Consider the following 22,441-nt stretch of genomic DNA (forward strand, 5'->3'; position numbering starts at 1 on the left):
GCTCCAGAAGTCAGAGCGGGGGCAGCAGTGGCCATAGGGTTCATGATCTCTAGGGGAGTTTCCGACCCCGCGTGCGCCTGGAAGGCGGTGGCTGACATAAGCCAGATGCCAAGGTACTGGAGGGGGCACAGGGAAGTCAACGTGATGAGCTACGATGGACATAGGTATTATGTTAGCATAAGGTTTGCCTTCCCTGGGCCCTTAAATAAAGGGCTGGCGAGCGTGCTGATAAATGATGCCGAGAAGTACGTCACGGTGGAGTACGCTAAGGGCCCGGTGAGGGGCACTGTGACGACTAAGGTTCAAGGAGGCAAGGTGATCACTGTATGGAACGTCAAACTCGCATGGTATTTGAGGCTTCTCGAGCCGTGGGTTAAGGGTCACTTCATGAAGGGGGCCTCTGACGCCCTCGGGAGGATAGCATTGGAGTGCAGCGAAGGTCACGCCTAAAAGGCCCCGCGCGCACTTCTAAACGGCCGCCGTGAGGAAAGGTTTCGGGCCTGAGGCGATGAAGAGGGCTAGATTGTCCGAGCGGTCCTCGTTCACTTCATAAGCCTCTTCAGCGTTGCTGCAGCCTCCTTCACGTAGTTTATGGACTCTGGGTTATCAATTACAGAGGACTGCTCCACCTGTTTATCAACAGCGGCGTCCCTCACTATCCTCCTCATTATCTTTCCGCTCCTGGTCCTGGGCAGGTCCTTAACGGGCACCACGGCCTCCGGCTCAAAGGGTTTTCCAAGCTTTTCTGCCACCAACCTCCTTATGTTGCTCAGGTCCACATCATCAAGCACCTGGCCCGGCTTAGGTATGGCAAAGCAGACAACCACCTCACCCTTGACAGGGTGCGGGTAGCCTATGCACGCGCTCTCGGCGACCTTGGGGTAGCTGTTGACTATAGTTTCGACCTCGGCCGGGCCCAGCCTCTTGCCGGCCACCTTTATCACGTCGTCAGCCCTTCCAAGTATGTACCAGAAGCCGTCTTCATCGATAAGTGCGTAGTCCCCATGGTACCAGACCCCTGGGAACCTGGACCAGTAGGTCTCTATGTACCTCTCGGGGTCCTTCCAGAGCCCCCTTGTCATGCTTGGGGCAGGCTTCTTGGCGACCAGGTAGCCGGGCTTGCCCCTCACAGGCGTGCCGTTATCGTCGAACACGTCAACGTCCATGCCAAGGCCCGGGCCCCAGAGCGTAGTGGGCTTGAGCGGCACCACGGGGCTCGGCAGCAGGAAGCACCCCATTATCTCAGTGCCCCCGCTCAGGTTTATCATAGGCCTCTTCTCCTCGCCAAGGTCCCTGACCACCCACATCCAGGTGTCCTCGTCAATAGGCTCACCGGTGTTGCCAAAGGCCCTGATTGAGGACAGGTCATGGTTTTCATACGCGTCCTTGCCAAGTGACTTAAGTAGTCTGCCCGCAGTGGCGGCGAAGCCCAGGTGGGTCACCTTAAACTTCTCTATTATGTCCCAAACCCTGTCCCTTGCAGGGTAGTCAAGGGCCCCCTCTATCGAGAGGTGGGAGGCGCCAAGCGCCTGGGAGCCAACTACCATCCATGGCCCCATCATCCAGCCCAGGTCGGTTATCCACCAGAGGACGTCATTGTACCCCTCCCAGCCGGGCTTTATGTCAAGGTTGAAGTAGTGCTCCTTCGTGGGCTGGAGCAGCATGCCCGCGTGGCTAATTACTGCCCCCTTAGGCTTTCCGGTTGTGCCGCTCGTGAACATAAGGATTGCCGGGTCCTCGGCTTCGGTCTCTGCAGGCTCAAAGGTAGGCCTCTTGGACTGTACCTCCCTGTCAAATATCAGGTCTCTCTCCTCGTTAATGGGAACCTCTATGTTTAGCCTTCTTATCACTATTACCTTAGGTTTAAGCCCGGAAAGCCTAACAGCTTCGTCAGCGCTGGGCTTGAGCTGCACTACCTTCCCTTTCCTGTAATACCCATCAACGGTTACAAGCACCTTGGCCTCCCCAAGCCTTAACCTTTCAGCGACGGCCTCAGGCGCGTAGCCGCTAAATATCGGCGCGGCTATGGCCCCGACCCTCATGGAGGCCAGCATAGCTATGGCGCTCTCAGGCATTATTGGGGCATATATCGCAACGACGTCGCCCTTCCCAACGCCAAGATCCACTAGCAGGTTGGAGAACCTATTGACGTAGTCCAACATCTCATTATACGTTAACCTGACAACCTTAGAGTCCTCGCCTATCCACGTCATAGCTACCTTGTCTCCAAGCCCCCTCTTGACAATTCTGTCGAGGACGTTATAGCTCACGTTTATTTTACCGCCTATGTACCACTTGGTCCACTCGACGCCCCTGGAGGAGTCGTAGACATCCCTAGGCTCAGCGAACCATTCAAGCTCCAGCCACTCTGGCACGTTGCCCCAGAACCACTTGATGTCCGACGCGCTGCGCCTCACGAGGTCTTGATAGCTTTCTATCTTCTGGGACTCCATGAAGTGCGTGACGTTGGCCTGCTGCACGAGGTCCCTGGGCGGAGTCCAAATATAGGTCACAATCCCACCCTTAATACTGGGCCCGATTATGTATCCAGTAAGTAGCACAGCTTTTATTTTAATGAAGGACCCCATTTATAATAGGCAGAGTTAGTATGGGGAATGGAAGAGTAGCCATAATAGGCGTCGGCTTTTATGGCTTCAGGCCATCAACGCCCGAGGTAAGCTTCCAAGGGATGATGTTCGAGTCATCCCACAGGGCCTATGCAGAGGCTGACGTGGATCCAAGGAAGGACATCGACGTCTTTGTAGATTGTCAGGAAGACATGTGGGAGGGCATAGCTATAACTGACGAGTTCGCCCCGGAGCCCATAGGTGGAGCTTTAAGGCCTACCTTCACGGTGTCAGGCGACGGCCTGCTGGGGGTAGCCCACGCCTACATGTTAATAAGGTCGGGCCTTGCCAACGTGGTGGCCGTGGAGTCCCACGGAAAGCCCAGCGAGATAAAGACCTTACAGGACATCTATTACTTTGCGATGGACCCGCTTCACATAAGGCCTCTGAGCACGGGTAACCCGTTCTTCATAGCGGGCCTTGACGCCCAGGCTTACATGAGCAGGACCGGAGCTAGAAGGGAGCACCTAGCTATGGTGGCAGTTAAGAACAGAAACAACGGCCTCCGTAACGACAGGGCCCCCTACTCATCAAGGATATCACTTGACGAGGTCCTTTCATCGCCTTATGCAGTATACCCGATGACTAGGTATGAGATGGCTGGGTTCTCGGACGCCTCAGTAACTGTGGTGCTGGCGAGCGAGGACGTAGCGAAAAAGTTCACCGATAAGGTGGTGTGGCTAGACGGCGTTGGATACTCAACTGAGGTAGGGAGCGGCTCCATCGAGTGGCACCAGTGGGGAAGGATGCCATCTATGAGAAACGCCGCCTTGATGGCTTACAAGCTCGCCGGGCTCTCCGACCCGCAGAAGGACGTCAGCTTCGCAGAGGTGGAGGACAGGTTTAGCTTTATGGAGCTGCTCTCGGCCGAGGAGCTTATGCTGTCGCCTGAGGGTGAGGCCCACAAGATGCTGGAGGCCGGGGAGTTCGACTTTGATGGAAGGCTCCCGCTGAACCCGAGCGGCGGCAGCCTGGCCATGGGCGTCTCGCTGGAGGCCACAGGCCTAGCCAGGTTCCTTGAGGCCGTGCTTCAGCTGAGAGGCGAAGCCGGAGCTCACCAGCTCAAGGAGGCCAGGAGGGCGGTGGTGGCCTCGTGGAGGGGGGTTCCCACGTACACGAGCGCCGTAGCTGTTTTGTCCTCAGACGTTGAGGGGTGATGTACATGGTGAGTAACCTGTTCGTTAAGGATAGGGTTGCGATAGTTGGCGCGGGCATAACCACTTTCATGAGGCGCGCGCTCGAGACGCCCAGGGAACTCGCCTGGGAGGCCGCAAGGCAGGCCCTTGATCAGGCTGGGCTGACGCTGAGGGACATAGACTGCGTGGTAATAGGCTCAGCGCCGGACACCTTCGACGGCGTCCACATGAAGGGTGAGTACCTTGCTGACGGCTCAGGCGCCCTGAACAAGCCCATGACAAGGGTTTACGTCGGTGGCGGCACCGGCGTCTTCGTGCCGGTATCGGCGTGGTGGCACGCGGCCAGCGGCCTCTGCAGGACGGTCCTGGCGGTGGCGGAGGAAAAGATGAGCCCTGCCCACCCTCACCCGCAGTACGTCTTCAGGTACATATGGGACCCAATAATTCACAGGCCCCTTGAGCCTAACCTGATATGGATATTTGCCATGGAGATGAGGAGGTACATGGCCAAGTGCGGCGCCAAGAAGGAGGACATAGCGCTGGTCAGCGTCAAGAACAAGCGCAACGCGCTCGACAACCCTGCGGCGCAGGTGGCGGCAAACATAACTGTCGACGACGTGCTTAAGAGCGAGCTCCTGGTGTGGCCGGTCAACGAGCTCGACATATCGCCTGTGACGGACGGCGCGGCAGCCCTGGTTATCACCAATGAGAACACCGCGAGGCAGGTCACCGACTCCCCAGTGTGGATAGACGGCATAGGCTTCACGCTCGACAACCAGCACTGGGAGAACAGGGAACTGGCATTTCCAAGGTACCTCAACTACGCCGCAAGGATGGCTTACAGGATGGCGGGAATAGAGAGGCCCTGGAAGGAGATAGACGTGGCGGAGCCGTACGACCCATTTGACTACAAGGAGCTACACCACATAGAGGGCCTTATGCTGGCCAGGCCCTGCGAGGCATGGAAGCTGCTCAAGGAAGGGTACTTTGAGAGGGACGGGGAGCTGCCTACCAGCCCAAGCGGAGGCCTGCTGGGAGTCGGCAATCCAATAGCCGCCGCTGGGCTGATGAAGGTGGCCGAGCTCTTCTGGCAGCTGAGGTACGAGGCCGGCAAGAGGCAAGTTAAGAAGCCTGTTCACAAGGCCGTCGCCAACGCGTGGGGCGACCTCATGCAGGCTGGAACCGTTATTGTTTTGAGTAATTGAGGTGGAGGTGGTGTGCATGAGCGCGAAGGAGGGTGCAAGGCTTCCGGGAACTAAGCTCAGTGCGAAGGAGATGTACTCGTTGTTAGGCCTCGTGGAGTCAAGTCCGCAGGCCAAGTATGAGTTCTCGGCAGGGCCCACCATCTCAAGGTTCCTGCAGGGGCTCAAGGAGGGTAAGATACTTGGACGCAGGTGCCCCAGGTGCGGCAGGATCTACGTGCCACCTAGGGACTACTGCGAATACTGCCACGTAGCTTTGACTGACTGGGTCGAGGTCCCCGACACCGGCACTGTGCAGACCGCAGTGGTGAGCTACATATCTGTAAGGAGGGAGAGACTTGAGAAGCCGGAGGTTGTCGGCGTCATAAAGCTTGACGTGCCAGGCTACAAGGAGGGCAGCTATGAGTTCGCAGGGCTCTTCCATAGGCTCTGCATAGACCCTGAGGAGGCAAAGAAGGACAGCACCATAGGCATGAAGGTCAAGGCCAGGTGGAAGCCCGCCGAGCAGAGGACAGGGTCTATTTTAGATATTGAGTGCTTTGAGCCCGTGAGGTGATGGACATGAGCTGGGACAAGCACGGTAGGATTCACGACCTGATATTCTGGCCTGAGCGTGAGGAAGTAGACAAATACGTCTATACTCCAGGCCTTCATGGACTCGAGCTGGCCAAGGCCCTGGTTGAGGGCAGGATACTTGGGATGAAGTGCAGCGACGGCTCGGTATACGTACCGCCTAAGACCTTCTGCCCAGACTTCGGCGAGGGCTCGCTGGTTGAGATCAAGGGACCATGGAGGCTTCAATACTACACCGTAGTTTATGAGGACCTCTACGGCAACAGGCTCGAGAAGCCCATAGTTGTCGGCGTCATAAAGCCCGACGACGCGGTAAACGGTATGGTACACATAGTAAATGTGGACCCAGGCAAGGTTTACGTTGGAATGGAACTAAAGCCCGTCTTTAAGCCCAAGGACCAGAGGAAGGGCACGATAGCAGACATACAGTACTTTGAGCCCGCTTAAGCCCCAAAGTTCCTTTTTTGCAGCTCAAACCACTCGAGGGCTTTCTTCAGCTCCTCCCTTGTGAACTCAGGCCACAGGGTCTCCGTGAAGTACAGCTCTGCGTAGCTGGTCTGCAGCGGGAAGAAGCCGCTGAGCCTCCTCATGCCGCCGGTCCTTATCACTAAATCTATGGGCGGCACCCCAGCGGCCAGCGAGGGCGAGGCCGTCCCAGATGCAATGATGTTCCTCTCCCACTCACCGCTGTAGCACACTCCCAGGTGAAGGGAGCCACCATCATAGCTAGCCGTGTGCTCCTCGAGCGCTGTTCCCTCCCTCCTAGCGGCCTCGGACACGAGGGAGAGGTCGCCGACAAGCCTCACCCTTATCCTCTCCCCGTTAATTATTGGGTCAGATCTCAGATCCCTCAGCCCGTTGACCAGCAGGTCCTCAAGGACGGCCTTCTCTATAGGCGACCTCCTAGTGCAGTTCTCATAGCTCAGCACGTACACAACGGCCCTCCTGACGCCCTCCTCTATAACCCACCTCAGGGCCTCCCTCAGCCTCTCATAGCCCTGCCTGTAGGCCTGAAAGTAGCTGATGTTGTGCTTCTTAGCGAACCTCCTGTTGCCGTCAGGTATAATGCCGATGGTGTTAGGTATCGTTGGGACACACCATGCAGGTCAGAGGTGTCAAAGTTAATAAGAATTAGTTTCCTTAACCCCTGGGACGCGACTAGTTGCAGGGCGAGGAGAGTATTTTAAGAAGGCTGGCGGAGCTCGCTGGAAACGCCGACATTTTCAACGTAGATGCCGCAGGGCCGCAGGGTCTTCTTATTAATATAGATGGCTACGCGGCCTCCATGAGCAGGCTTCCGTTCATGAGCTGGAGCGACTGGGGCTACAAGTCGACGGTGGCCTCAGCCAGCGATATCATAGCGTCAGGGGGCAAGCCCATAGCGATAGCTTACAGCGTGGGCGCCACGTCTGTTGATATGCTTGAGGAGGTAGCCAAGGGCGTTGGCGAGGCCTCCCGCGACGTGGGAGCTAAGGTCTACAAGGCGGATTCCAATAGGTCCGCAGCAGACGCGTGGATCGACGTGGCCGTCGTGGGTACCACTAGTAGGCCTGTGACAAGGAGCGGGGCAACGCCAGGCGACATTGTGGTGCAGGTTGGCTACCTTGGGTATGGGGCGCTGGCCTACAAGATTATGAAGTCCGAGGTTTCGCTCAGGGACGTTGAGGAGGACGTCATAAGGAAGATAGTAAGGCCTCGCCCTCACGTTGACGCGGCTGAGGCCATCTCAAGGTATGCCCATGCCTCATCCGACAACAGCGATGGGTGGCTCGTGACCCTTAACAACATAGCTAGCTCCAGCGGTGTGCTAATATCATTAGAGGAGGTGGTCGTGGATCCCCAGCTCGAAGGGCTGCTTACGGCAGAGGAAAGCATCACGAGCTGGGAAGACTATAATCTAGCTGTGGCAGTGCCGGCCAGCTCCCTTGACGATTTTCTGAAGCTCTGCGGCTCACATTGCTTTGCAGTGGGGAAAGTCAGGGAGGGGCGTGGAGTGGAGTTTAAGGGAAAGCCCCTGGAGCCGCGGGGTTGGTCATGGTGGTAGCCAGGGTTGACAGCGAAAGGGTCAGGGCTGTAGCCTCAGCAATATCAGGAGCAGGGGTAAACGGCATCCTAAGGCTCGAGGAAGTTCTAGACCCTCAATATGACGACATGCAGAGGCTTGCGGAGAGCGTGGGAAGGGGGCCAGCCACCGTCTACGCCCTTCTGGTGGCCCTATCAAGCTACAGGTTAACTATGAGAGGTGAGGAGTGGTGGCGGTGCGTCTCAGACATGTTAGGCGGTAGGGGGACTCCCAAAACTGTTGACGAGGCCGTCGATAACGTTATATGGTTCCTGAGCAACTGTCCTGGCTCCCTGATTGGCAGGGATGTCAAGATAAGGAGGGTTAGAAAGGTAGGAACTTACATGAGGGGCGTCCTTGAGGGGCTCATGTCGCGGCCGGAGCTCGTCATTGAGAAGCCGCAGGACATCCTAAGCTCTGTGGCGGCCTCGCTGGGCTCCAAGGAGGAGAGGAAAACGGTGGCGTTCTCAGTTAAGATGGCCTACTACGCTGCGAGGGCCAGAGGCGTCATGAGACCGTTAGCCTTTGACCTTCCAATGCCCATAGACGTCAGGGTAGCATGCGTCACCATGACAAGCGGGCTTGTCAGGGGCCCCAGGGACTACCACGAGCTTGTTAGGTCGCCTGCAGAGGCCCAGAGGGCCTGGAGGGACGTTTCGCTGATGAGTGGGGTGCCGACGCCTCACCTGGACTCGCTGCTGTGGGTGGTGGGCTGGGCTCCGAGGGACCTTGATCAGGCAGCCGCCAGGGAGGAGATAAGGAGGACACTCTCAAAAGTAATCCCAGAGGCGGCAGAGGCCATAGCAAGGGAGCTCACGTATATTCCTTGCCCCTCTGGCGGAGGCCCGCGTCGCCATTAACGCTTTTATGTGTAAGCCTAATGCTAACCCCTGGTGCAGGCAATGGGCGTGTACCAGTACAGGGACCTTAAGAAGCCCAGCGGCGGCCTCAGGTCACTGCCTCACAAGAGGAAGAGGAGGTACGCGATGGGCGACTACTTTGTGCCGACGGTGCTGGGCGACTCACGCGACGTCAGGGTCAAGAGGGTGATGGGGGGCAACTATAAGCTGTCGCTTAGGACTGTGACTGAGGCGATAGTTAATGACCCCAAGACCGGCAAGAGCGTTAAGGCCAAGATACTTGCCGTCGTGTCAACGCCCGCCAACAGGGAGTACGCGCGGAGGAACATAATAACTAAGGGCACTATAATCAGGACATCCGCTGGCTTAGCCAGGGTCACCTCAAGGCCAGGCCAGGACGGTATTGTTAACGCAGTTCTAGTTGAGGGGCAGCAGGCTAGTTAAGTTGCCGAAAACCTTGTTATATAAGGACTGAATTACTAGGGGAGCGGTAAAAGGAAAAATGATTAGGCCGGCAGGTAAACAGGATGGCTGAGCGTCGAGACCTCATTCCATGAGGCCAGGAAGTCCCTTATGTTCTTAGGTACGTTAAACATTGACCGATGGCTCTCGGAGTCATAGAACCTGTTGCCCTTGACCCCCATGGAGCTGAGCCGGGAGTCTATGTCGTTCGTGGAGCGCAGGGACTCCACCTCTATGTTGTCAGAACCCATAACAAAGCCCCAGAGGCCCTCGAAGCTCCTTATGTAGACGTAGTAAGAGGTTGCGTGCTTAAAGGCGGCTCTGACGGTGTTGTAAATGGTTGCATGCACAGAAGGCGTAAGCACAGGGCTTGTGGCCTGAGTTACAAAGACTCCCCCCTTGTTAAGCTTTGACTTAAGCAGCTCGTAGAACTCCTTAGTGTAGAGCCTCCATGCCGGGCCCCCCTCCTCTGGATCAACCAGGTCAGCTATTATTACGTCGAACTTCTCGCCGGTAGTAGTGACGTAGTGCTCAGCATCATCTATAACCAGTTTTAACCTTGGATCGTCGAAGGCCCCCCTGTGCCACTCTGGCAGAAGCTCCTTGCAGGCGTTAACCACCTCCTCATCTATGTCAACCATTATCACCTTGTTTACTGAGGGAAACTTAAGGACCTCGCGCGCCGTGGCGCCCTCGCCGCCCCCAAGTATGAGGACGCTCCTGGGGGAACCGTGGGCTATCAGGGCAGGCTGAACTAGGGATTCATGATAAACGAACTCATCTATAATGGCCGACTGGGTCTTACCGTCAATAACGAGCGCCTTTCCTAGGTCCTCAAACTCCACTACAAGGTAGGTCTGGTACTTACTTTTACCAAAGGCGTAGACCCTCTTCACTGCGTGTGCGTGAAATGTGCCGGGCGTGCTCCATTCATGAATCCAGTGCCACTCAGGGTAGTTCACAGACAAGACTCCCGCCGCACTCGAGGGTTCATAAGTGAATTTTAAAGCCTTTAACCTTCCCCTGAAGGCTTGTTGACGCTCAAGGGGCGGCCTTTCCAAAGGTCCTTCACTTTCGCTCGCTCCGCCCACCCCTCCCTGCAATTTTTGGCTATGCTGTAGGCTGGGTACCAGGCAATGGCTGATGTGGTAAGTTTCATACAGCAGCTCACCCAGGAGATCACGCTGGCCGCCTGGGCCCTATTCCTCTTGACGTGGACCATAGGGTGGACTTTGAGGGGGGCCCCAATACCGCTCTCAAGGCTGAAGAGGGCCGGCTCAGGGCTAGTTGAGGACTCCATATGGGCTGCCCTCTGGCTGGCCCTTGGAAGTACGGTGTTCGCGTTCATAACCTATATCGTAAAGGCGGTGGTAGGCTCGCCATGATCTCCTATGGCTACCTTTTTCAGCTCGCAGTTAAGCTTGCCCTGCTCTCCTTCTACATTGGGGTCCTGATCTACGCCCTGCCAATACCGGTCAGGGGAGTGAAGAGGTGGGGAGGCACCCTAGTGAGGGACTCCATGTTCTCCTTCATACTGGCCATATCGCTTACTGCAATCATGGAGTTCGCCCAGGGCCTGGCTGGCATGCTAGGCGGCTCGTGGCCCTACTTTGACTCCTGGCTGACTAATGGAATAGAGCTGCTCCTGAGCGTTAAGGTGGCGCTCCTGGCCCTCTCCTCACTGGCCTCCTACGTTCCAGGAGGCTCCGCGGCCAGGGCCCTCGTGTCCCCCTTCAATGATGCGCTGACCGCCGACCTGCTCTTAATGGTGACGCTCGCGGCCATAGAGACCATAGTTAGGTACGCTGGAACTCTAATCGCACTGTTGGGCCTCGTGCTCTTCGCGCTCCCATTCAGGCTGGGCCGCGAGGCCGGGGCATGGTTCATAGCGTTTGTCGTTACGTTTAGCGTGGGCCTGCAGGTGATGCCGGCGTTTGAGTCGGCCATAGCGTCCTCCCCCTCAATAGGCGTCTCGCCAGGCGCGGCTGCCCTAGGGTTAACGTATGAAAAGGTGGCCATCTACACCGCCAGCGGTCAGCCCCTAGGTGACTCCGTGCTTGAGCTCTATGCTAACGTCAGCGGGAGCGCGACCAAGGTGGCCCAGTACTGGGTCGAGGGCGACGGCTACGCGTATGACCCCCAGTCTCCCCAGCCCCAGATGGTCTCAATGCCAAGCTCCCAGCCCGTCTACGCTTACGACGTAATAGACGGCGTGGGCTCCCTGCTCGAGCCCTACCCGTTTAACCCGTCTAACTACAGCTTCTCACAGCAGGTGACCCTGAGGTCCCCTTACATCATCTATACAGCTGGCGATGACGTAATAATCTTCACTAATCAGCCGGGCCAGGTTAATTTGACGCCGTCAGCCAATGGCGTTAAGGTTGTGGCAAGCCTTGGCTATGGGGGGCTGCTGGAGGTTAGGGCCCCACAGGGCTGCGAGGTCAACATATCATCTGACATAAGGCCGGGGCACTCGACCTGGACGTGGCTTGGAGTAAGCGGGAACTCGTGGTACTTCGAGGGACCCCTGAACCTCTCGGCTACGGTCAGCTTCGGCAGGTGCCAGGCCCCCAACGTGACTGAGTTCGTCACTATGGACTACGCCACCAAGTTCTTTGGCATTAACTACTTGTCCGTTAACGTCGTTGAGGAGTTCATAGTTTACTACATGGTGGTGCCCTTTATGTACATGGCGACGCTCACTACAATAGCGTATGCGCTTGCAAGGCTGCTGGGAGGCAGGAGAGGAATAATGCCCAGGGTGTTCTGAGCCTTGAACCCATCATACGCCTTTGACATATTCCTTGCTGGCGTCGCCGTTGTCACAGTGTCGCTTATGATAAGGAACATGCGGACCTCGAGGGAGCTCAGGCTGTCGCTTGGGATAAAACACGAGGGCGGCGAGAGGCCATCCGTGTACATTGACGGCAGGAAGCTGGTTGGCATAGCCTATGTGGCTGACGGAGTTCCCAGGGAGGGCGGCGACCTCCCGCTTAGGCTTGCCAAGCTAGCCAGGTCCTCAAGGCTCTCGGTAACGTTCCTGAGCAGCATGTACTCGGTCAGCAAGAGCTCGCTGCTCAAGGAGCTTGAGGAGGAGATACGTAAGGCTGACTTCGCCTACAGCGCCACCAGGCACGTGAAGTACAGGGAGAGGCTGAGCTTCCTCGAGGGTCTGTACAAGGAGGTGCTGCACTCCCAGGTGCCTTACGTGGGGGGCTTCTCATTCATAGTCTGGGTCCCTGAGGGCGATAGGGAGGCCGAGCTAAACGCTGAAGCCTTTAAGGAGCTTGTTGAGGCCGAGGCCCAAGTGAAGCTTAGGAAGGTCTTAGCCTCAGACATATCCACGCTGTTGGGCTCGGCCGAGCCCACGTGGCTGAGCGAGAGCAGCAACAACCTGGTCATAGTCGACAGGGAGGACATAAACGACGAGGACGGGGTTGTAATAGGTGAGGACATAAATGAGCCGGGCAACTTGGTCGTGCTGAGGTGGCCCTACGCCTTTAGGGTACACCTGGGGGTCTTTGGGCCCACCGGCAGGGGCAAGACAGTGATGCTCTCCGGCCTGGCCTCACAGCTCACGTCAATGCATCAGACCTTCGGTGACCCAAGGGCCATAGTTGTTATAGACCCCAAGGGGGACCTGGCCTCCATGCTTAGGGGGGTTGCGGACTCCTACGTTACTCCGGGCGAGGACGACTGCGTTCCTATGAGGAGGCTTGACGGCATAGCTGCAAAGCTCCTTGAGAGCAGCCGCGAGACCGGCGAGGGGGCTAACGTTAAGGTCTGCGTTGGAAGGCTGGACCCGGAGGGCCTCGTGGTTTACGACCTGACGAGGCTGCCGAACGAGGTTAGGAACGTCTACGGCTCGCTGCTCGTGAGCTCTATGGCGCTCAGCGCCAGCGAAGGGGACCTTAAGGGCAGGGTCGTGATGATCCTAGACGAGGCCTGGCGCTTTGCCAGGGGCTCCGCAGTTCACATGGAGTTCGCCCTGAGGGAGGGCAGGAGCAAGGGCCTCTACGTGGTCTATGCGACTCAGCTGCCCTCGGACGTGGGCCGTCCGATAGTTGACAACACAGGTTACAAGCTAGTCTTTGGCGGCTTCACCAACTACTACGCGGAGCTGGGGGCGCAGCTTGGCATTGATAAGCCCGAGGAGCTCAAGTCCCTGCCGGTGGGCCATGCTGTCATGATAGACGAGGTGGGCAGGACCAGGCAGGTGAGGGTGCTGGACTTTACGAAACTGCTTAAAAACCTACCCACTTCACCTACAGAGGAGGGCGCAAGGGATGGGAAAGAGCTTAAGGCAGCAGAGGGCAGGTAAGGGATCGCTGACATTTAAGAACCCGGACCACATACATCCAGGTCCAGCGAGATACCCTCAGCTCTCTGACAAGACCCTTGAGGGCGTTGTTAAGGAGCTAGTGCACGACCCCGGCAGGTACGTGCCCCTTGCAAGGGTAGTGCTAACCAACGGCGAGGAATTCCTGATGCCAGCAGCAGAGGGCATGTTCGTTGGTCAGAAGATAAAGATAGGTCCTGATGCAGAGCCAACTTTTGGCAACGTGCTTCCCCTCTCTAAGATACCTGAGGGCACCCTGGTCTACAACCTAGAGCTCAGGCCTGGCGACGGCGGGAAGCTGGCCAGGCAGGCGGGAAGTTATGCCATAGTGCTGAGCAAGTCCGGCGACACCGTGAAGGTGCTGCTGCCGAGCAAGAGGGAGAAGGAGATCTCGGGCAACTGCAGGGCCACCATAGGGGTTCCGGCTGGGGCCGGCAGGATAGAGAAGCCGCTGCTCAAGGCCGGCAACAGCTACTACAAGTACAGGGTCAAGGGAACTAAGTGGCCTACCGTAAGAGGCGTTGCCATGAACGCTGCCAACCACCCGTTCGGAGGCGGCTTCCACCAGCACGAGGGCAGGCCAACGACGACCTCAAGAAATGCCCCGCCGGGCAGAAAGGTGGGCCACATAGCTGCAAGGAGGACTGGAAGAAGGCGTTAGCCTTACTTCTCCTGTTTCATCAGCTCCCTGACCTTCCTTCCAATCTCGATCATCCTGCTGGCAACCTCCATGGCGTTACGTCCAAAGACGAAGGATCCGGGCTCTTTGCCAAAGTCGCCCGTGTCATAAATTACGTCGACGGGTCCATTGGCCTTCTCGAGGGCCCTCCTAATGCCCCACGGTATGGAGCCGCCCTCCATTTCCTTGACGTTCTCAGGCTCCTCAGACCTGTCATAGTAGGACCACCTGAGACCCAGGGACTCCACAGCCTTTCTTATGTAGTCGTTTAGGGCTATGTTTGCGGCCGCCCTGTACTCCGGGTACTTGCTCATATAGGCTAAGATGGCCCTAGCCACGTGGCTTGAGGCCCCCGGCGTGGGGTCGCCATGAACCATGATTCTATCGCCATACCTGGTTATCCTGCCTGGGACCGCTATCACGTCATCGACGCCCCTGGCGTAGGGGTACTCCACGGCCTCCCCCACGTTAATTGATATTTCTGGGACGAGGACTGAGACATAGTACTCCTGCTGCTTAAGCATGTCTATAGCTGCCCTGAGGTCCTGTATAGCGTTGTACTTCATCGCTGGCACGTAGCTCCAGGCGGAGGGGTTCACGGGCCCGTGGCCCTTGCCAAGCCTGAGCGAGTACCTTATGGACTCAGTTATCACGTCCTTGGCAGCCCTCACGGCGTCGGGCAGCTGGAACCCTTTGGCCAGGAATGCGGTTATGGCGGCCGAGAGCACGTCGCCCGTGCCGTGCGTGTCCTCAGTGTTTATCCTAGGGGCCCTGAACTCCCAGTAGCTCCCGTTGTAGTACAGCACGTCAACGGACTCGCTGCCCCCCAGGTGGCCGCCCTTGACCAGGGCCGCCGCGGCCCCAGTGCTATCAACTATGGCCTTGGCGGCGCGGCGGGCGTCCTCCAGGCCCCTTATTTTCATGCCTGAGAGCCTCTCGGCCTCAGGCGAGTTCGGGGTCACTAACGTGGCCCTGGGTAAGAGCTCCTTAACTAGCACGTCTATGGCATCATCTCTGAGCAGCTGCGCGCCGCTCTTGGCCACCATGACTGGGTCCACGACCAGCGGAAAGTCATACTTCTTAAGCTCAGTGGCGACGGCGTGAACTATGTCCCTGTTGCTGAGCATGCCAGTCTTGGCGGCGTCTATTCCCATGTCCTCGTAGACCGTCTCTATCTGCCTGGCCACGGCCTCTGGGCTCATGTCGTATATTCCTGTCACTGAATACGTGTTCTGGGCCGTGACGCTGGTCACGGCCACAGTCCCGTGAACTCCAAGCGCCGCGAAAGTCTTGAGGTCAGCGTTGGCCCCAGCGCCGCCACCGCTGTCTATGCCAGCTATGGTCATAGCCACCGGTATGCCCCACCTGCTCACCCTGCATCACCTCCGCATCTGGAGGACCTTGAAGAAGAGCTCCCAGAAGGGGTCCCTCTCAGGCTGGGAGATCGGCCTCTCGCTGCTGTCATCTACTAGGTAAACTCCCTTGCCCTCTACTACCTCGCCTATGACGGCCGCGTCGATTCCCTTGGACCTCAGGAGCCCCACCGCCCTGTCGGCCACCTCGGGCCTAACGGTGGCTATCAACGTGCCCTCGCTTATTGACGCATATGGGTCAACGGGCACCGACGTGTACTCAGAGAAGGCGTCAATAACCTTCCTAACGTCATCCCTCATGAACAGCTTCTCCCTGTGAACCCTTATCGAGACCCCGCTGGCCTCTGCTATGTCATTAAGGGCCCCCCAGACTCCGTACTCAGTAGCGTCATGCATGGCCGTGACTCCAGTCCTCAGGCCAAGCTGTGAGAGCGTGAGCGCGTCCTCAACTACAGACTGAAGCCAGAATATGCCCTGCGCCTTTCTTGCGAACTCATCGCCATACTTCCTGCTCAGGACGTCAGGGAACATGGATGCAAGTATCCCAGCGGTCTCAACGGCGGCGCCCTTAGTCATTATTACGACGTCCCCGGGCCTCGCCATGCCTGGCGTCACGTAGTGATCCTTGGGCGTCACCGCGACCATGGTGGCGCCGCCTATCATTGGGTAATCAATGCCGCCGTAGCGGCCGGTGTGACCGGCAACTATTGATATTCCCAGCCTGCTGCACTCCCTGTGTATGTAACCCCAGAGGGTCGCCAGCTCATCGTCCTTCATGTTGAGGGGGAGGTTGAGGTCTATGAAGAGGTACCTCGGCGGCACCCCAGAGACGGCCACGTCACTGGCGAGTATGTGCACCGCGAACCAGGCGCTCTTCTCCCAGCCGTACTCCGGCACCACATAAACTGGATCAACCTCAAATATTAGGTCATAGTCCCCAACCCTCACAACCCCGAAGTCGACCCCGAACTGGGGCCCAACTATGACGGAGGGGTCCTTTGCGCCCAGCTGAGGGTAAATGACCTTCTCAAATAGCTCCCTGTTCACTTTACCTATGACTATGCTCAAGCCAGGCACCTCGTTACTATTCCTAGTGGTAACATAGAGCAACACGTTAAAATACGCTTTAGTACATGCTCCAGGTGCAGGCCTTGAAGCTTAAGGTGCTTTATGTGAGCTCAAGCGTCGGCCTAGGCCACGTGACCAGAGACTACAGGCTCTCAAGGCTGCTGGGCTGGGCTGACGTAACGTGGCTCACAGCCGGTAGGGCTGCAAGGTACCTCGAGGCCAGGGCCGAGAGGCTCCATGAGCTCTCCCGGGAGCTGAGGAGCCTTGGGGACTCCATAATGAACGTGATAAAGGACTGCAGGGTGACGTTTTCACCTATTGGCCTGGCCAGGCTTTACCTTGATTTGAGGCGCAACTCTCGAGCCATAGCCGAGCGCCTGGACCTGGAAGACTTCGACATGGTGATAGGCGACGAGCCGTGGGAGCTCATGATGAGCGGCCTCGGTCTGCCCCAGAAGTCGGTGCTCATAACCGACATAACGTCCTTGGGCAGCTCAGCCAACTACGTGTCCAGGAGGGTCAACTCATGGGTCCTGAAGAGCTTTCACAGGTTTACCCTTCGATTTAACGTGGGCCTCTGGGGCGACGGCGAAGGCTTTCTGAGGTACGGCCAGATCCCAACACATGAAAGTTACCCTGAGCCGGAGGAGGGTGACTACGTGGTGATCAACATAGGTGGAACAAACGCCGGCCTCAGGCTGGCCAGACAGCTGGAGGAGCATCTAACTAAAGTCGGCATGGACGTGGTGACCCTGGGCGGGGAGAACTTTGTTTCTGACCCAACGAAAGTCGTGGCCAAAGCTAAGGCGCTGGTAGCGTTGGCCGGCTATGGGAGCCTTGTAGAGGCCTCAATCATGAGAAAGAGGGCAGTCATATTAAAGATCGATAGGCATTTCGAGCATAATGAGAACGCAAGTCTGTTTGAGGGCAGGAAAGGCTACAGGGTGCTTAGCTGCAGCGAGGCGACGCCAGAGAGGGTTTACAGCGCTCTGCTCCAGGTGCTCAGGGAGGACCCGCAGCCCCCTCTGCTAAGGGACGCCTCTCATGATATAGCGTCAGAGATCGAGAGGCTGGCGAGTCAGGATAGTCTAACTTAGTATTGGGGATTTTATAGTAAAGGAATATTTAGCTTGACGTGATAGCTGAGCCTGGTGTGAGGCTTGGGCATAACTGAGCAGGACCTAGTGGGCGCCTTCTATGAAATGATAAGGACCGCGGCCACGAGTATACCTGAGGACGTCTACAGGGCACTGAAGGAGGGATATGAGAGGGAGACGAACCCACTGGCTAAGAAGCAGCTCGAGGCCATACTGAAGGATATAGACATAGCGTGCACAAGGAAGGTGCCCATATGTCAGGACACGGGAACCCCCTACTTCTTCTTTGAGATGGGCGAGAACTTCCCCCTCAGGCTGGGCGCGGTTAACGCTGCGCGCGAGGCCGTCAGGAAAGCCACGAAGGACGGCTACCTGAGGCCCAACGCCGTGGACCCGTTCTACAAGAAGAACAGCGGTGACAACACCGGCAGGTACATACCGTGGATCCACGTAGACATTGTGGAGGGCAGCGACCTGAAGGTATGGTTCATGACTAAGGGCGGCGGGAGCGAGTTCCCGGCAACGCTAATAATGAGCGAGCCCATACTTGGCTTTGAGAAGCTCAAGAGCGGAGTCATAGACACCATAGTGAAGTACGGCCCCCTGCCGTGCCCTCCTGTGATAGTAGGCGTCTCTGTGGCAGCAGGGGCTGACATAGCGCTAACGCTTGCCAAGAAGTCCCTGCTGAGGCCCGTGGGCGAGCGCAACCCTGACCCCAACATAGCCAAGCTGGAGGTGGAGCTGCTTAACGCGATAAACAAGCTCGGGCTGGGACCTCACGGCTTCGGCGGCGGCCTTACAGCCCTGGACGTTAAGATAGACTACTCATACAGGCACCCGGCGACCTTTGCCATAGGTATAGTGACAAGCTGCTGGGCCACCAGGAGGGCCTCTGCTGTGGTGCACTCCGACGGCAGCTGGGAGATGACTAGCAAGCACATAAGGTACACGGGGAGCGGCTGCATGATATGAGGTGATGAGAATGAGCTCTGCCAGGGAGTTCCACCTGAGGACCCCCCTCAGGGACGAGGACGTGGATAAGCTCAGGATAGGCGACGTCGTCTACCTCACGGGCACGGTGGTCACGGCAAGGGACGAGGCGCACGAGCTGGCCCTTGAGGTGCTCCGCGGGGGAGGGTCGCTGCCCGTGGACCTCAGGGGACTGGCGCTTTACCACTGCGGGCCGGTGGCGGTCAAGGACGTCAGCGGCAGCTGGAAGATCATAGCTGCCGGCCCCACGACAAGCATGAGGATGGAGCCCGTGGAGCCGGAGTTCATAGAGAGGACCGGGGTAAAGATGATAATTGGCAAGGGAGGCATGGGCAGGGGCACGGCTGAGGCCATGAAGAAGCACAAGGCGGTCTATGCGGTCTTCACTGGGGGCGCCGGGGCGCTGGCCGCCGAGGCGATAAAGAGGGTGCCAGCCGTTTACTGGCTTGACAAGCTGGGCATGGCAGAGGCCATGTGGGTCTTCGAGGTCGAGGAGTTCGGCCCGCTAACGGTTGCCATAGACTCCACGGGCGCTAACCTTTACGAGCAGAGGCTGGCAGAGGTGGCTGAAAAGGCAAAGGAGGTCAAGAGGGAGCTCGGGCTTCCTGCTGAGGAGTGACCTTCGCTGCTATGGCCTCGACGGCTTTCTTTATCAGCCTTAACCCCAGGTCCTCCGCCTGGAACGTCAGCTCGGCCGGTAGGCCATCTAGGGTAGACTGCAGCTTGCCCCTGAGCAGCAGCTCGAAGGCCTCCTGCCCGTTAAGGCCCCTGGACTCAAGGTAGAAGAGCTGGTCCAGGGGCACCCTGTACTGGGCGGCGCGGTGGGAGGCGGCCCTTATGTCCCCTGTGTCTATCCTCATCATAGGCATAGTGTAGGCCCTGGACTCCTCGCTCAGGAGCAGGGCCTCAACTACGAAGCTTGACGACGAGCCGTAGGACTGCGGGTTCATGATTACCGTGCCCCTCACGGACACCAGCGACCTGCCGGACGAGAAGCCAAAGCCTGTTACATCGGCGGTGCTGTCGTGGCCCGTCTGAACGGTATCTATCACATCATCAACTGTCTGGCCCTCTGACGAGGCCACGAAGGACCTGTGCACGAGCTGTGAGCCGGAGCTCAGGAGGCTCTGCTCGTCAACCCTCGTCATAACGCTGCCGCCCGAGACCACAGTTGACCTAACCTTGGCTCCAACTCCCAGGGCCCTCCTCAATATGAATGCCATGGGCTTCTCGGCCTGCGGCTCCGCCACTATCACAAGGTTAAGGTTGGAGTTCCTCTTGGCCCTGACCTCTATTCCCGTGGTCCCAGGCGAGGCCCTCGGCGCGTAGACTAAGATGTTCGCGCTTACCCCCTCATTGACGTTTATGAGAAGGTGATAGGAGTACCAGCCGTCGCCCTCGGGCCTGCAGAGGGCTATTCTGTAAGTGCCGCTCGTGGGCTCAAGCTTGTGCGCACCGGCAAGCCTAGCTACGTGCTCCGCGTAGAGTTTAGATGCCGAGAGGTCAAGCACGCTCTCATCAATGTCATAGTTGTAGCTGGCGCCGCAGGGCCCTAGCACCATGTCCCAGCTTCCCTTGGGCTGCGAGAAGCTCACGGGGCCGCTCAAGTTCAAAGCCTCCTCGAAGAGCCTCCAGTTAGTGTAGTTCTTAGTTGTGGGCGAGTCTGCGACCGCCTGCCACAATGCCGTGGAGGCTATTCTCCTCGCCCTCTCAACCAGGAGCGAGGTCATAGTAGTGTTCACCCAACGCTCCCGAGCTGGCTGAACTCGAGCTCGATGACCTTTGTTAGTATGCTCACCGTCTCAAGCGGCAGCCCCCTCAGTACGTCCCTTATGAAGCCGTTGACTATCATTGCCTTGGCCTCCCCCTCAGTTATGCCCCTTGAGGCCAGGTAGAACAGCTGCTCCTCGCCGAGCCTTCCAACGGTGGCCTCGTGGGTCACCTCCGCTGTTGGCTCGTCAACCTCGTTCCTCGGCAGCGTGTAGGCCCTGCTCTCCCTGTCCATTATTAGGCTGTCGCACTGCACGTGGGCGACGCTGTTCCTGGCGCCCTTAAGTACCTTGACGAGGCCCCTGTAGGCCGCTATGCCGCCCCCTGAGCTTATGCTCTTCGATATTATCAGGCTCCTGGTCTCAGGCGCCACGTGTATGGCCTTGGAGCCGACGTCCTTTATCTTGGATGGACCGTTGGCTATGCCTATGGATATGTTCTTGGTAGAGGCGCCCCTCCCCTTAAGTATGGTGCTTGGGTACGTGAACGTTATTTTGCTCCCTATGCTGCCCTCAACCCACTCGACGTTAGCGTAGTCCTCGGCTATGGCCCTCTTGTTATTGAAGTTGATTATGCTGCCGCTCCAGTTCTGTATTGTAGTGAAGTGGACCTCGGACCTCTTCCTGGCGTAGATCTCCACCATACCGTCGTGGAAGCTGAACTTCGGCAGTATTGGGGCCGCGCATCCCTCTATGAAGTGTATGAAGCTGCCCTCGTCAGCCACCAGGAGCGTGTGCTCGAACTGGCCCTCGAGCTCGCTGCCTATCAGGAAGAACGCCTCGACCGGGTTGAGCACCTTGACCCCCTTGGGGACGTAGACGAACGCGCCGCCGCTCCAGAGGGCGTAGTGAAGTGCGGCGAACTTGTGATCGTTGTACGGGAATACCCTGCCGAAGTACTCCTTGACCAGGTCGGGGTACTTCTTCACCGCCTCGTCCATAGACATGAATATCACGTTCTTCTTCTTCAGCTCCTCCTTGACTCTGGTTATCATGTTCTCGCTGTCGAAGACCGCCGTGAGGCCCGAGAGCACCTTGGCCTCGGCCTCTGGGAGGCCGAGCTTCCTGTAGGCATCCTTCATCCAGTCAGGCAGGTCCTCCCACTCACTGGAGCTCTCAGCCTTTGGCTTCACGTAGGCGGCTATCTCATCAAGGTCTATGCTCTCAACGCCCTCAAGCCAGTTGGGCATGGGTAGCCTCTCGAACGCTTCAAGCGCCCTGAGCCTGAGGAGCCTCATCCACTCGGGCTCCCCCTTGGACCTTGAGATCTCCTCGACGAGGTCCCTTGAAATTTTACCCTTGACCTCCACCTCCTTGGGGTATGGCATTGACCTGCCAAGCAGCGACCCAACGTCGAAGTGCATTACCTCCTTGAGTTCCCTTTCCCTCACAAGCTTAACGGGTTCCGTCAAGGCTGTCACCTCGCCATCTGAAGGGTCTCATAACCCTTGGTGAGGACCTCGTCAACTAGCTCAGGTCCCCCGGAGTCCACTATTCTTCCGTTGATAAGCACGTAGGCCCTTGAGGGCCTCACGAACTTGGTTATCTCGGCGTGGTGAGTTATTATTAACACCCCTATGCCCTGGGATGCCATGGAGGCTATGGTGTTTCCTATGATCCTTATGCCATCAACGTCAAGGCCGCTGTCGGGCTCGTCAAGGATAACGTACTTGGGCCTCATGGCGAGCACCTGAAGGATTTCAGACCTCTTCTTCTCGCCTCCGCTGAAGCCCACGTTGACCTCCCTGTCAAGCAGGTCCTTCGACATGCCAAGCTCTGACGAGCGCTGCCTGACCCACGAGACGAACTGCGGGTCGACGTAGCTTAGGTCAAAGCCTTTAACCCTCTTGGCGTTTATTACGTTAAGTAAGTAGCTCAGCTTTACGCCTGGGACCTCGACCGGGCTCTGGAAGGCCAGGGTTAGGCCCCTGAGGGCGCGATCGTATGTGGGCTCGTTAGTTATGTCAACACCGTCCATTAATATCCTGCCGCTGACAACCTTATACCTTGGATGCCCCATGAGGGCGTATGCAAGTGAGGTCTTACCGCTGCCGTTAGGACCCATCAGGACTACGGCTTCCCCTCTCTCAACCCTAAGCGAGACCCCCTTCAGTATCTCCTTGTTGTCCACGCTGACTCGCAGGTCCTGAACCTCTATAGCCAACTCGCTCACTCAGACCTTTAACGCGCGTTAAAGTTAATAA

23 protein-coding genes are annotated in these 22,441 nt (G+C 57.6%); 15 read left to right on the forward strand and 8 right to left on the reverse strand.

Annotated features, from left to right (window positions below):
- The first annotated feature begins 27 nt into the window (after window positions 1-27).
- Window positions 28-450, forward strand: coding sequence for a hypothetical protein (locus ACZ5OO_RS02925; RefSeq protein WP_013267176.1), 423 nt, complete (start codon window positions 28-30; stop codon window positions 448-450).
- Window positions 451-542: 92 nt separating this feature from the next.
- On the opposite strand, the gene ACZ5OO_RS02930 is transcribed toward ACZ5OO_RS02925, so the two are convergent.
- Window positions 543-2,561: an AMP-binding protein gene (locus ACZ5OO_RS02930; protein ID WP_464078427.1), complete on the reverse strand. Its 2,019-nt coding sequence runs from the start codon at window positions 2,559-2,561 to the stop codon at window positions 543-545.
- Between the two features lie 47 nt (window positions 2,562-2,608).
- Here ACZ5OO_RS02930 and ACZ5OO_RS02935 point away from each other — a divergent pair, with 47 nt between their 5' ends.
- From ACZ5OO_RS02935 to ACZ5OO_RS02950, 4 genes are read left to right on the forward strand one after another with little or no spacing between them, the layout of a single operon-like run.
- A complete protein-coding gene (locus tag ACZ5OO_RS02935) occupies window positions 2,609-3,784 on the forward strand; it encodes a thiolase domain-containing protein (RefSeq protein ID WP_464078428.1) in 1,176 nt (391 codons plus the stop codon).
- A gap of 5 nt (window positions 3,785-3,789) precedes the next feature.
- The gene (locus ACZ5OO_RS02940) at window positions 3,790-4,968 is read left to right on the forward strand and encodes a thiolase domain-containing protein (RefSeq protein WP_048813029.1); all 1,179 of its coding nucleotides are present in this window, start codon (window positions 3,790-3,792) and stop codon (window positions 4,966-4,968) included.
- Between the two features lie 16 nt (window positions 4,969-4,984).
- Complete coding sequence (locus ACZ5OO_RS02945; protein WP_013267180.1) at window positions 4,985-5,521, forward strand: Zn-ribbon domain-containing OB-fold protein; 537 nt, start codon at window positions 4,985-4,987, stop codon at window positions 5,519-5,521.
- A gap of 5 nt (window positions 5,522-5,526) precedes the next feature.
- Window positions 5,527-5,985, forward strand: a complete 459-nt coding sequence (locus ACZ5OO_RS02950; RefSeq protein ID WP_148217193.1) for a Zn-ribbon domain-containing OB-fold protein — start codon at window positions 5,527-5,529, stop codon at window positions 5,983-5,985.
- On the opposite strand, the gene ACZ5OO_RS02955 is transcribed toward ACZ5OO_RS02950, so the two are convergent.
- Entirely contained in the window at window positions 5,982-6,623 is a 642-nt protein-coding gene (locus ACZ5OO_RS02955; RefSeq protein WP_464078545.1) for an undecaprenyl diphosphate synthase family protein, read from the reverse strand. The two genes, ACZ5OO_RS02950 and ACZ5OO_RS02955, sit on opposite strands and share 4 nt — an antisense overlap.
- Before the next feature lie 77 nt (window positions 6,624-6,700).
- Between ACZ5OO_RS02955 and ACZ5OO_RS02960 the strand changes: the two genes are divergently transcribed.
- Genes ACZ5OO_RS02960 through ACZ5OO_RS02970 form a run of 3 tightly spaced genes read left to right on the forward strand, consistent with a single transcriptional unit; the run spans window position 6,701 to window position 8,904 of the window.
- Window positions 6,701-7,582 (forward strand): thiamine-phosphate kinase, encoded by an 882-nt coding sequence (locus tag ACZ5OO_RS02960; RefSeq protein WP_464078429.1) that lies wholly within the window; start codon window positions 6,701-6,703, stop codon window positions 7,580-7,582.
- Entirely contained in the window at window positions 7,573-8,460 is an 888-nt protein-coding gene (locus ACZ5OO_RS02965) for an N-glycosylase/DNA lyase (protein ID WP_464078430.1), read from the forward strand. Before ACZ5OO_RS02960 ends, ACZ5OO_RS02965 begins: the two co-directional genes overlap by 10 nt.
- Before the next feature lie 42 nt (window positions 8,461-8,502).
- A complete protein-coding gene (locus tag ACZ5OO_RS02970; RefSeq protein ID WP_464078546.1) occupies window positions 8,503-8,904 on the forward strand; it encodes a 30S ribosomal protein S8e in 402 nt (133 codons plus the stop codon).
- Between the two features lie 62 nt (window positions 8,905-8,966).
- Here ACZ5OO_RS02970 and speE read toward each other — a convergent pair whose 3' ends face one another.
- Entirely contained in the window at window positions 8,967-9,884 is a 918-nt protein-coding gene (gene speE / locus ACZ5OO_RS02975) for a polyamine aminopropyltransferase (protein ID WP_464078547.1), read from the reverse strand.
- A 174-nt stretch (window positions 9,885-10,058) separates the two neighbouring features.
- Between speE and cedA1 the strand changes: the two genes are divergently transcribed.
- Genes cedA1 through ACZ5OO_RS02995 form a run of 4 tightly spaced genes read left to right on the forward strand, consistent with a single transcriptional unit; the run spans window position 10,059 to window position 13,922 of the window.
- Window positions 10,059-10,307, forward strand: a complete 249-nt coding sequence (cedA1, locus tag ACZ5OO_RS02980) for a DNA import protein CedA1 (RefSeq protein ID WP_464078431.1) — start codon at window positions 10,059-10,061, stop codon at window positions 10,305-10,307.
- Complete coding sequence (locus ACZ5OO_RS02985; RefSeq protein WP_464078432.1) at window positions 10,304-11,692, forward strand: hypothetical protein; 1,389 nt, start codon at window positions 10,304-10,306, stop codon at window positions 11,690-11,692. The genes cedA1 and ACZ5OO_RS02985 overlap by 4 nt, the downstream gene beginning before the upstream one ends.
- A 3-nt stretch (window positions 11,693-11,695) precedes the next feature.
- A complete protein-coding gene (locus tag ACZ5OO_RS02990; protein ID WP_464078433.1) occupies window positions 11,696-13,243 on the forward strand; it encodes a helicase HerA domain-containing protein in 1,548 nt (515 codons plus the stop codon).
- On the forward strand, window positions 13,209-13,922 hold the full coding sequence (locus ACZ5OO_RS02995) for a 50S ribosomal protein L2 (protein ID WP_013267190.1): 714 nt from the start codon (window positions 13,209-13,211) through the stop codon (window positions 13,920-13,922). Before ACZ5OO_RS02990 ends, ACZ5OO_RS02995 begins: the two co-directional genes overlap by 35 nt.
- Window positions 13,923-13,924: 2 nt before the next feature.
- On the opposite strand, the gene ACZ5OO_RS03000 is transcribed toward ACZ5OO_RS02995, so the two are convergent.
- Both ACZ5OO_RS03000 and ACZ5OO_RS03005 read right to left on the reverse strand, forming a co-directional pair.
- Window positions 13,925-15,313 (reverse strand): bifunctional hydroxymethylpyrimidine kinase/phosphomethylpyrimidine kinase, encoded by a 1,389-nt coding sequence (locus tag ACZ5OO_RS03000; protein ID WP_464078434.1) that lies wholly within the window; start codon window positions 15,311-15,313, stop codon window positions 13,925-13,927.
- Between the two features lie 6 nt (window positions 15,314-15,319).
- Window positions 15,320-16,390, reverse strand: a complete 1,071-nt coding sequence (locus ACZ5OO_RS03005; RefSeq protein ID WP_464078435.1) for an AIR synthase family protein — start codon at window positions 16,388-16,390, stop codon at window positions 15,320-15,322.
- A 74-nt stretch (window positions 16,391-16,464) separates the two neighbouring features.
- Between ACZ5OO_RS03005 and ACZ5OO_RS03010 the strand changes: the two genes are divergently transcribed.
- The 3 genes from ACZ5OO_RS03010 (at window position 16,465) to ACZ5OO_RS03020 (ending at window position 19,087) form a co-directional block, all read left to right on the forward strand.
- Entirely contained in the window at window positions 16,465-17,478 is a 1,014-nt protein-coding gene (locus tag ACZ5OO_RS03010; RefSeq protein WP_464078436.1) for a glycosyltransferase, read from the forward strand.
- Between the two features lie 63 nt (window positions 17,479-17,541).
- Complete coding sequence (locus ACZ5OO_RS03015) at window positions 17,542-18,450, forward strand: fumarate hydratase (protein WP_013267194.1); 909 nt, start codon at window positions 17,542-17,544, stop codon at window positions 18,448-18,450.
- Between the two features lie 10 nt (window positions 18,451-18,460).
- Window positions 18,461-19,087, forward strand: coding sequence for a FumA C-terminus/TtdB family hydratase beta subunit (locus ACZ5OO_RS03020; RefSeq protein WP_048813034.1), 627 nt, complete (start codon window positions 18,461-18,463; stop codon window positions 19,085-19,087).
- Here ACZ5OO_RS03020 and ACZ5OO_RS03025 read toward each other — a convergent pair.
- The 3 genes from ACZ5OO_RS03025 to sufC are packed head-to-tail and all read right to left on the reverse strand — an operon-like array spanning window position 19,053 to window position 22,410.
- Entirely contained in the window at window positions 19,053-20,198 is a 1,146-nt protein-coding gene (locus ACZ5OO_RS03025; RefSeq protein WP_464078437.1) for a SufB/SufD family protein, read from the reverse strand. The two genes, ACZ5OO_RS03020 and ACZ5OO_RS03025, sit on opposite strands and share 35 nt — an antisense overlap.
- A gap of 8 nt (window positions 20,199-20,206) precedes the next feature.
- Window positions 20,207-21,601, reverse strand: coding sequence for a Fe-S cluster assembly protein SufB (sufB, locus tag ACZ5OO_RS03030; RefSeq protein WP_464078548.1), 1,395 nt, complete (start codon window positions 21,599-21,601; stop codon window positions 20,207-20,209).
- Window positions 21,602-21,654: 53 nt separating this feature from the next.
- Window positions 21,655-22,410 (reverse strand): Fe-S cluster assembly ATPase SufC, encoded by a 756-nt coding sequence (gene sufC / locus ACZ5OO_RS03035; protein WP_464078438.1) that lies wholly within the window; start codon window positions 22,408-22,410, stop codon window positions 21,655-21,657.
- Window positions 22,411-22,441: the final 31 nt, after the last annotated feature.

It is taken from the genome of Acidilobus aceticus, assembly GCF_055392325.1.

Coding starts and splice junctions, on each gene's coding strand:
- ACZ5OO_RS02935 (WP_464078428.1), top strand. CDS start 2,609: ATGGGGAATGGAAGAGTAGCCATAATAGGCGTCGGCTTTTATGGCTTC.
- ACZ5OO_RS02940 (WP_048813029.1), top strand. CDS start 3,790: ATGGTGAGTAACCTGTTCGTTAAGGATAGGGTTGCGATAGTTGGCGCG.
- ACZ5OO_RS02945 (WP_013267180.1), top strand. CDS start 4,985: ATGAGCGCGAAGGAGGGTGCAAGGCTTCCGGGAACTAAGCTCAGTGCG.
- ACZ5OO_RS02950 (WP_148217193.1), top strand. CDS start 5,527: ATGAGCTGGGACAAGCACGGTAGGATTCACGACCTGATATTCTGGCCT.
- ACZ5OO_RS02965 (WP_464078430.1), top strand. CDS start 7,573: ATGGTGGTAGCCAGGGTTGACAGCGAAAGGGTCAGGGCTGTAGCCTCA.
- ACZ5OO_RS02970 (WP_464078546.1), top strand. CDS start 8,503: ATGGGCGTGTACCAGTACAGGGACCTTAAGAAGCCCAGCGGCGGCCTC.
- cedA1 (WP_464078431.1), top strand. CDS start 10,059: ATGGCTGATGTGGTAAGTTTCATACAGCAGCTCACCCAGGAGATCACG.
- ACZ5OO_RS02985 (WP_464078432.1), top strand. CDS start 10,304: ATGATCTCCTATGGCTACCTTTTTCAGCTCGCAGTTAAGCTTGCCCTG.
- ACZ5OO_RS02995 (WP_013267190.1), top strand. CDS start 13,209: ATGGGAAAGAGCTTAAGGCAGCAGAGGGCAGGTAAGGGATCGCTGACA.
- ACZ5OO_RS03020 (WP_048813034.1), top strand. CDS start 18,461: ATGAGCTCTGCCAGGGAGTTCCACCTGAGGACCCCCCTCAGGGACGAG.
- ACZ5OO_RS03025 (WP_464078437.1), bottom strand. CDS start 20,198: ATGACCTCGCTCCTGGTTGAGAGGGCGAGGAGAATAGCCTCCACGGCA.
- sufB (WP_464078548.1), bottom strand. CDS start 21,601: ATGCACTTCGACGTTGGGTCGCTGCTTGGCAGGTCAATGCCATACCCC.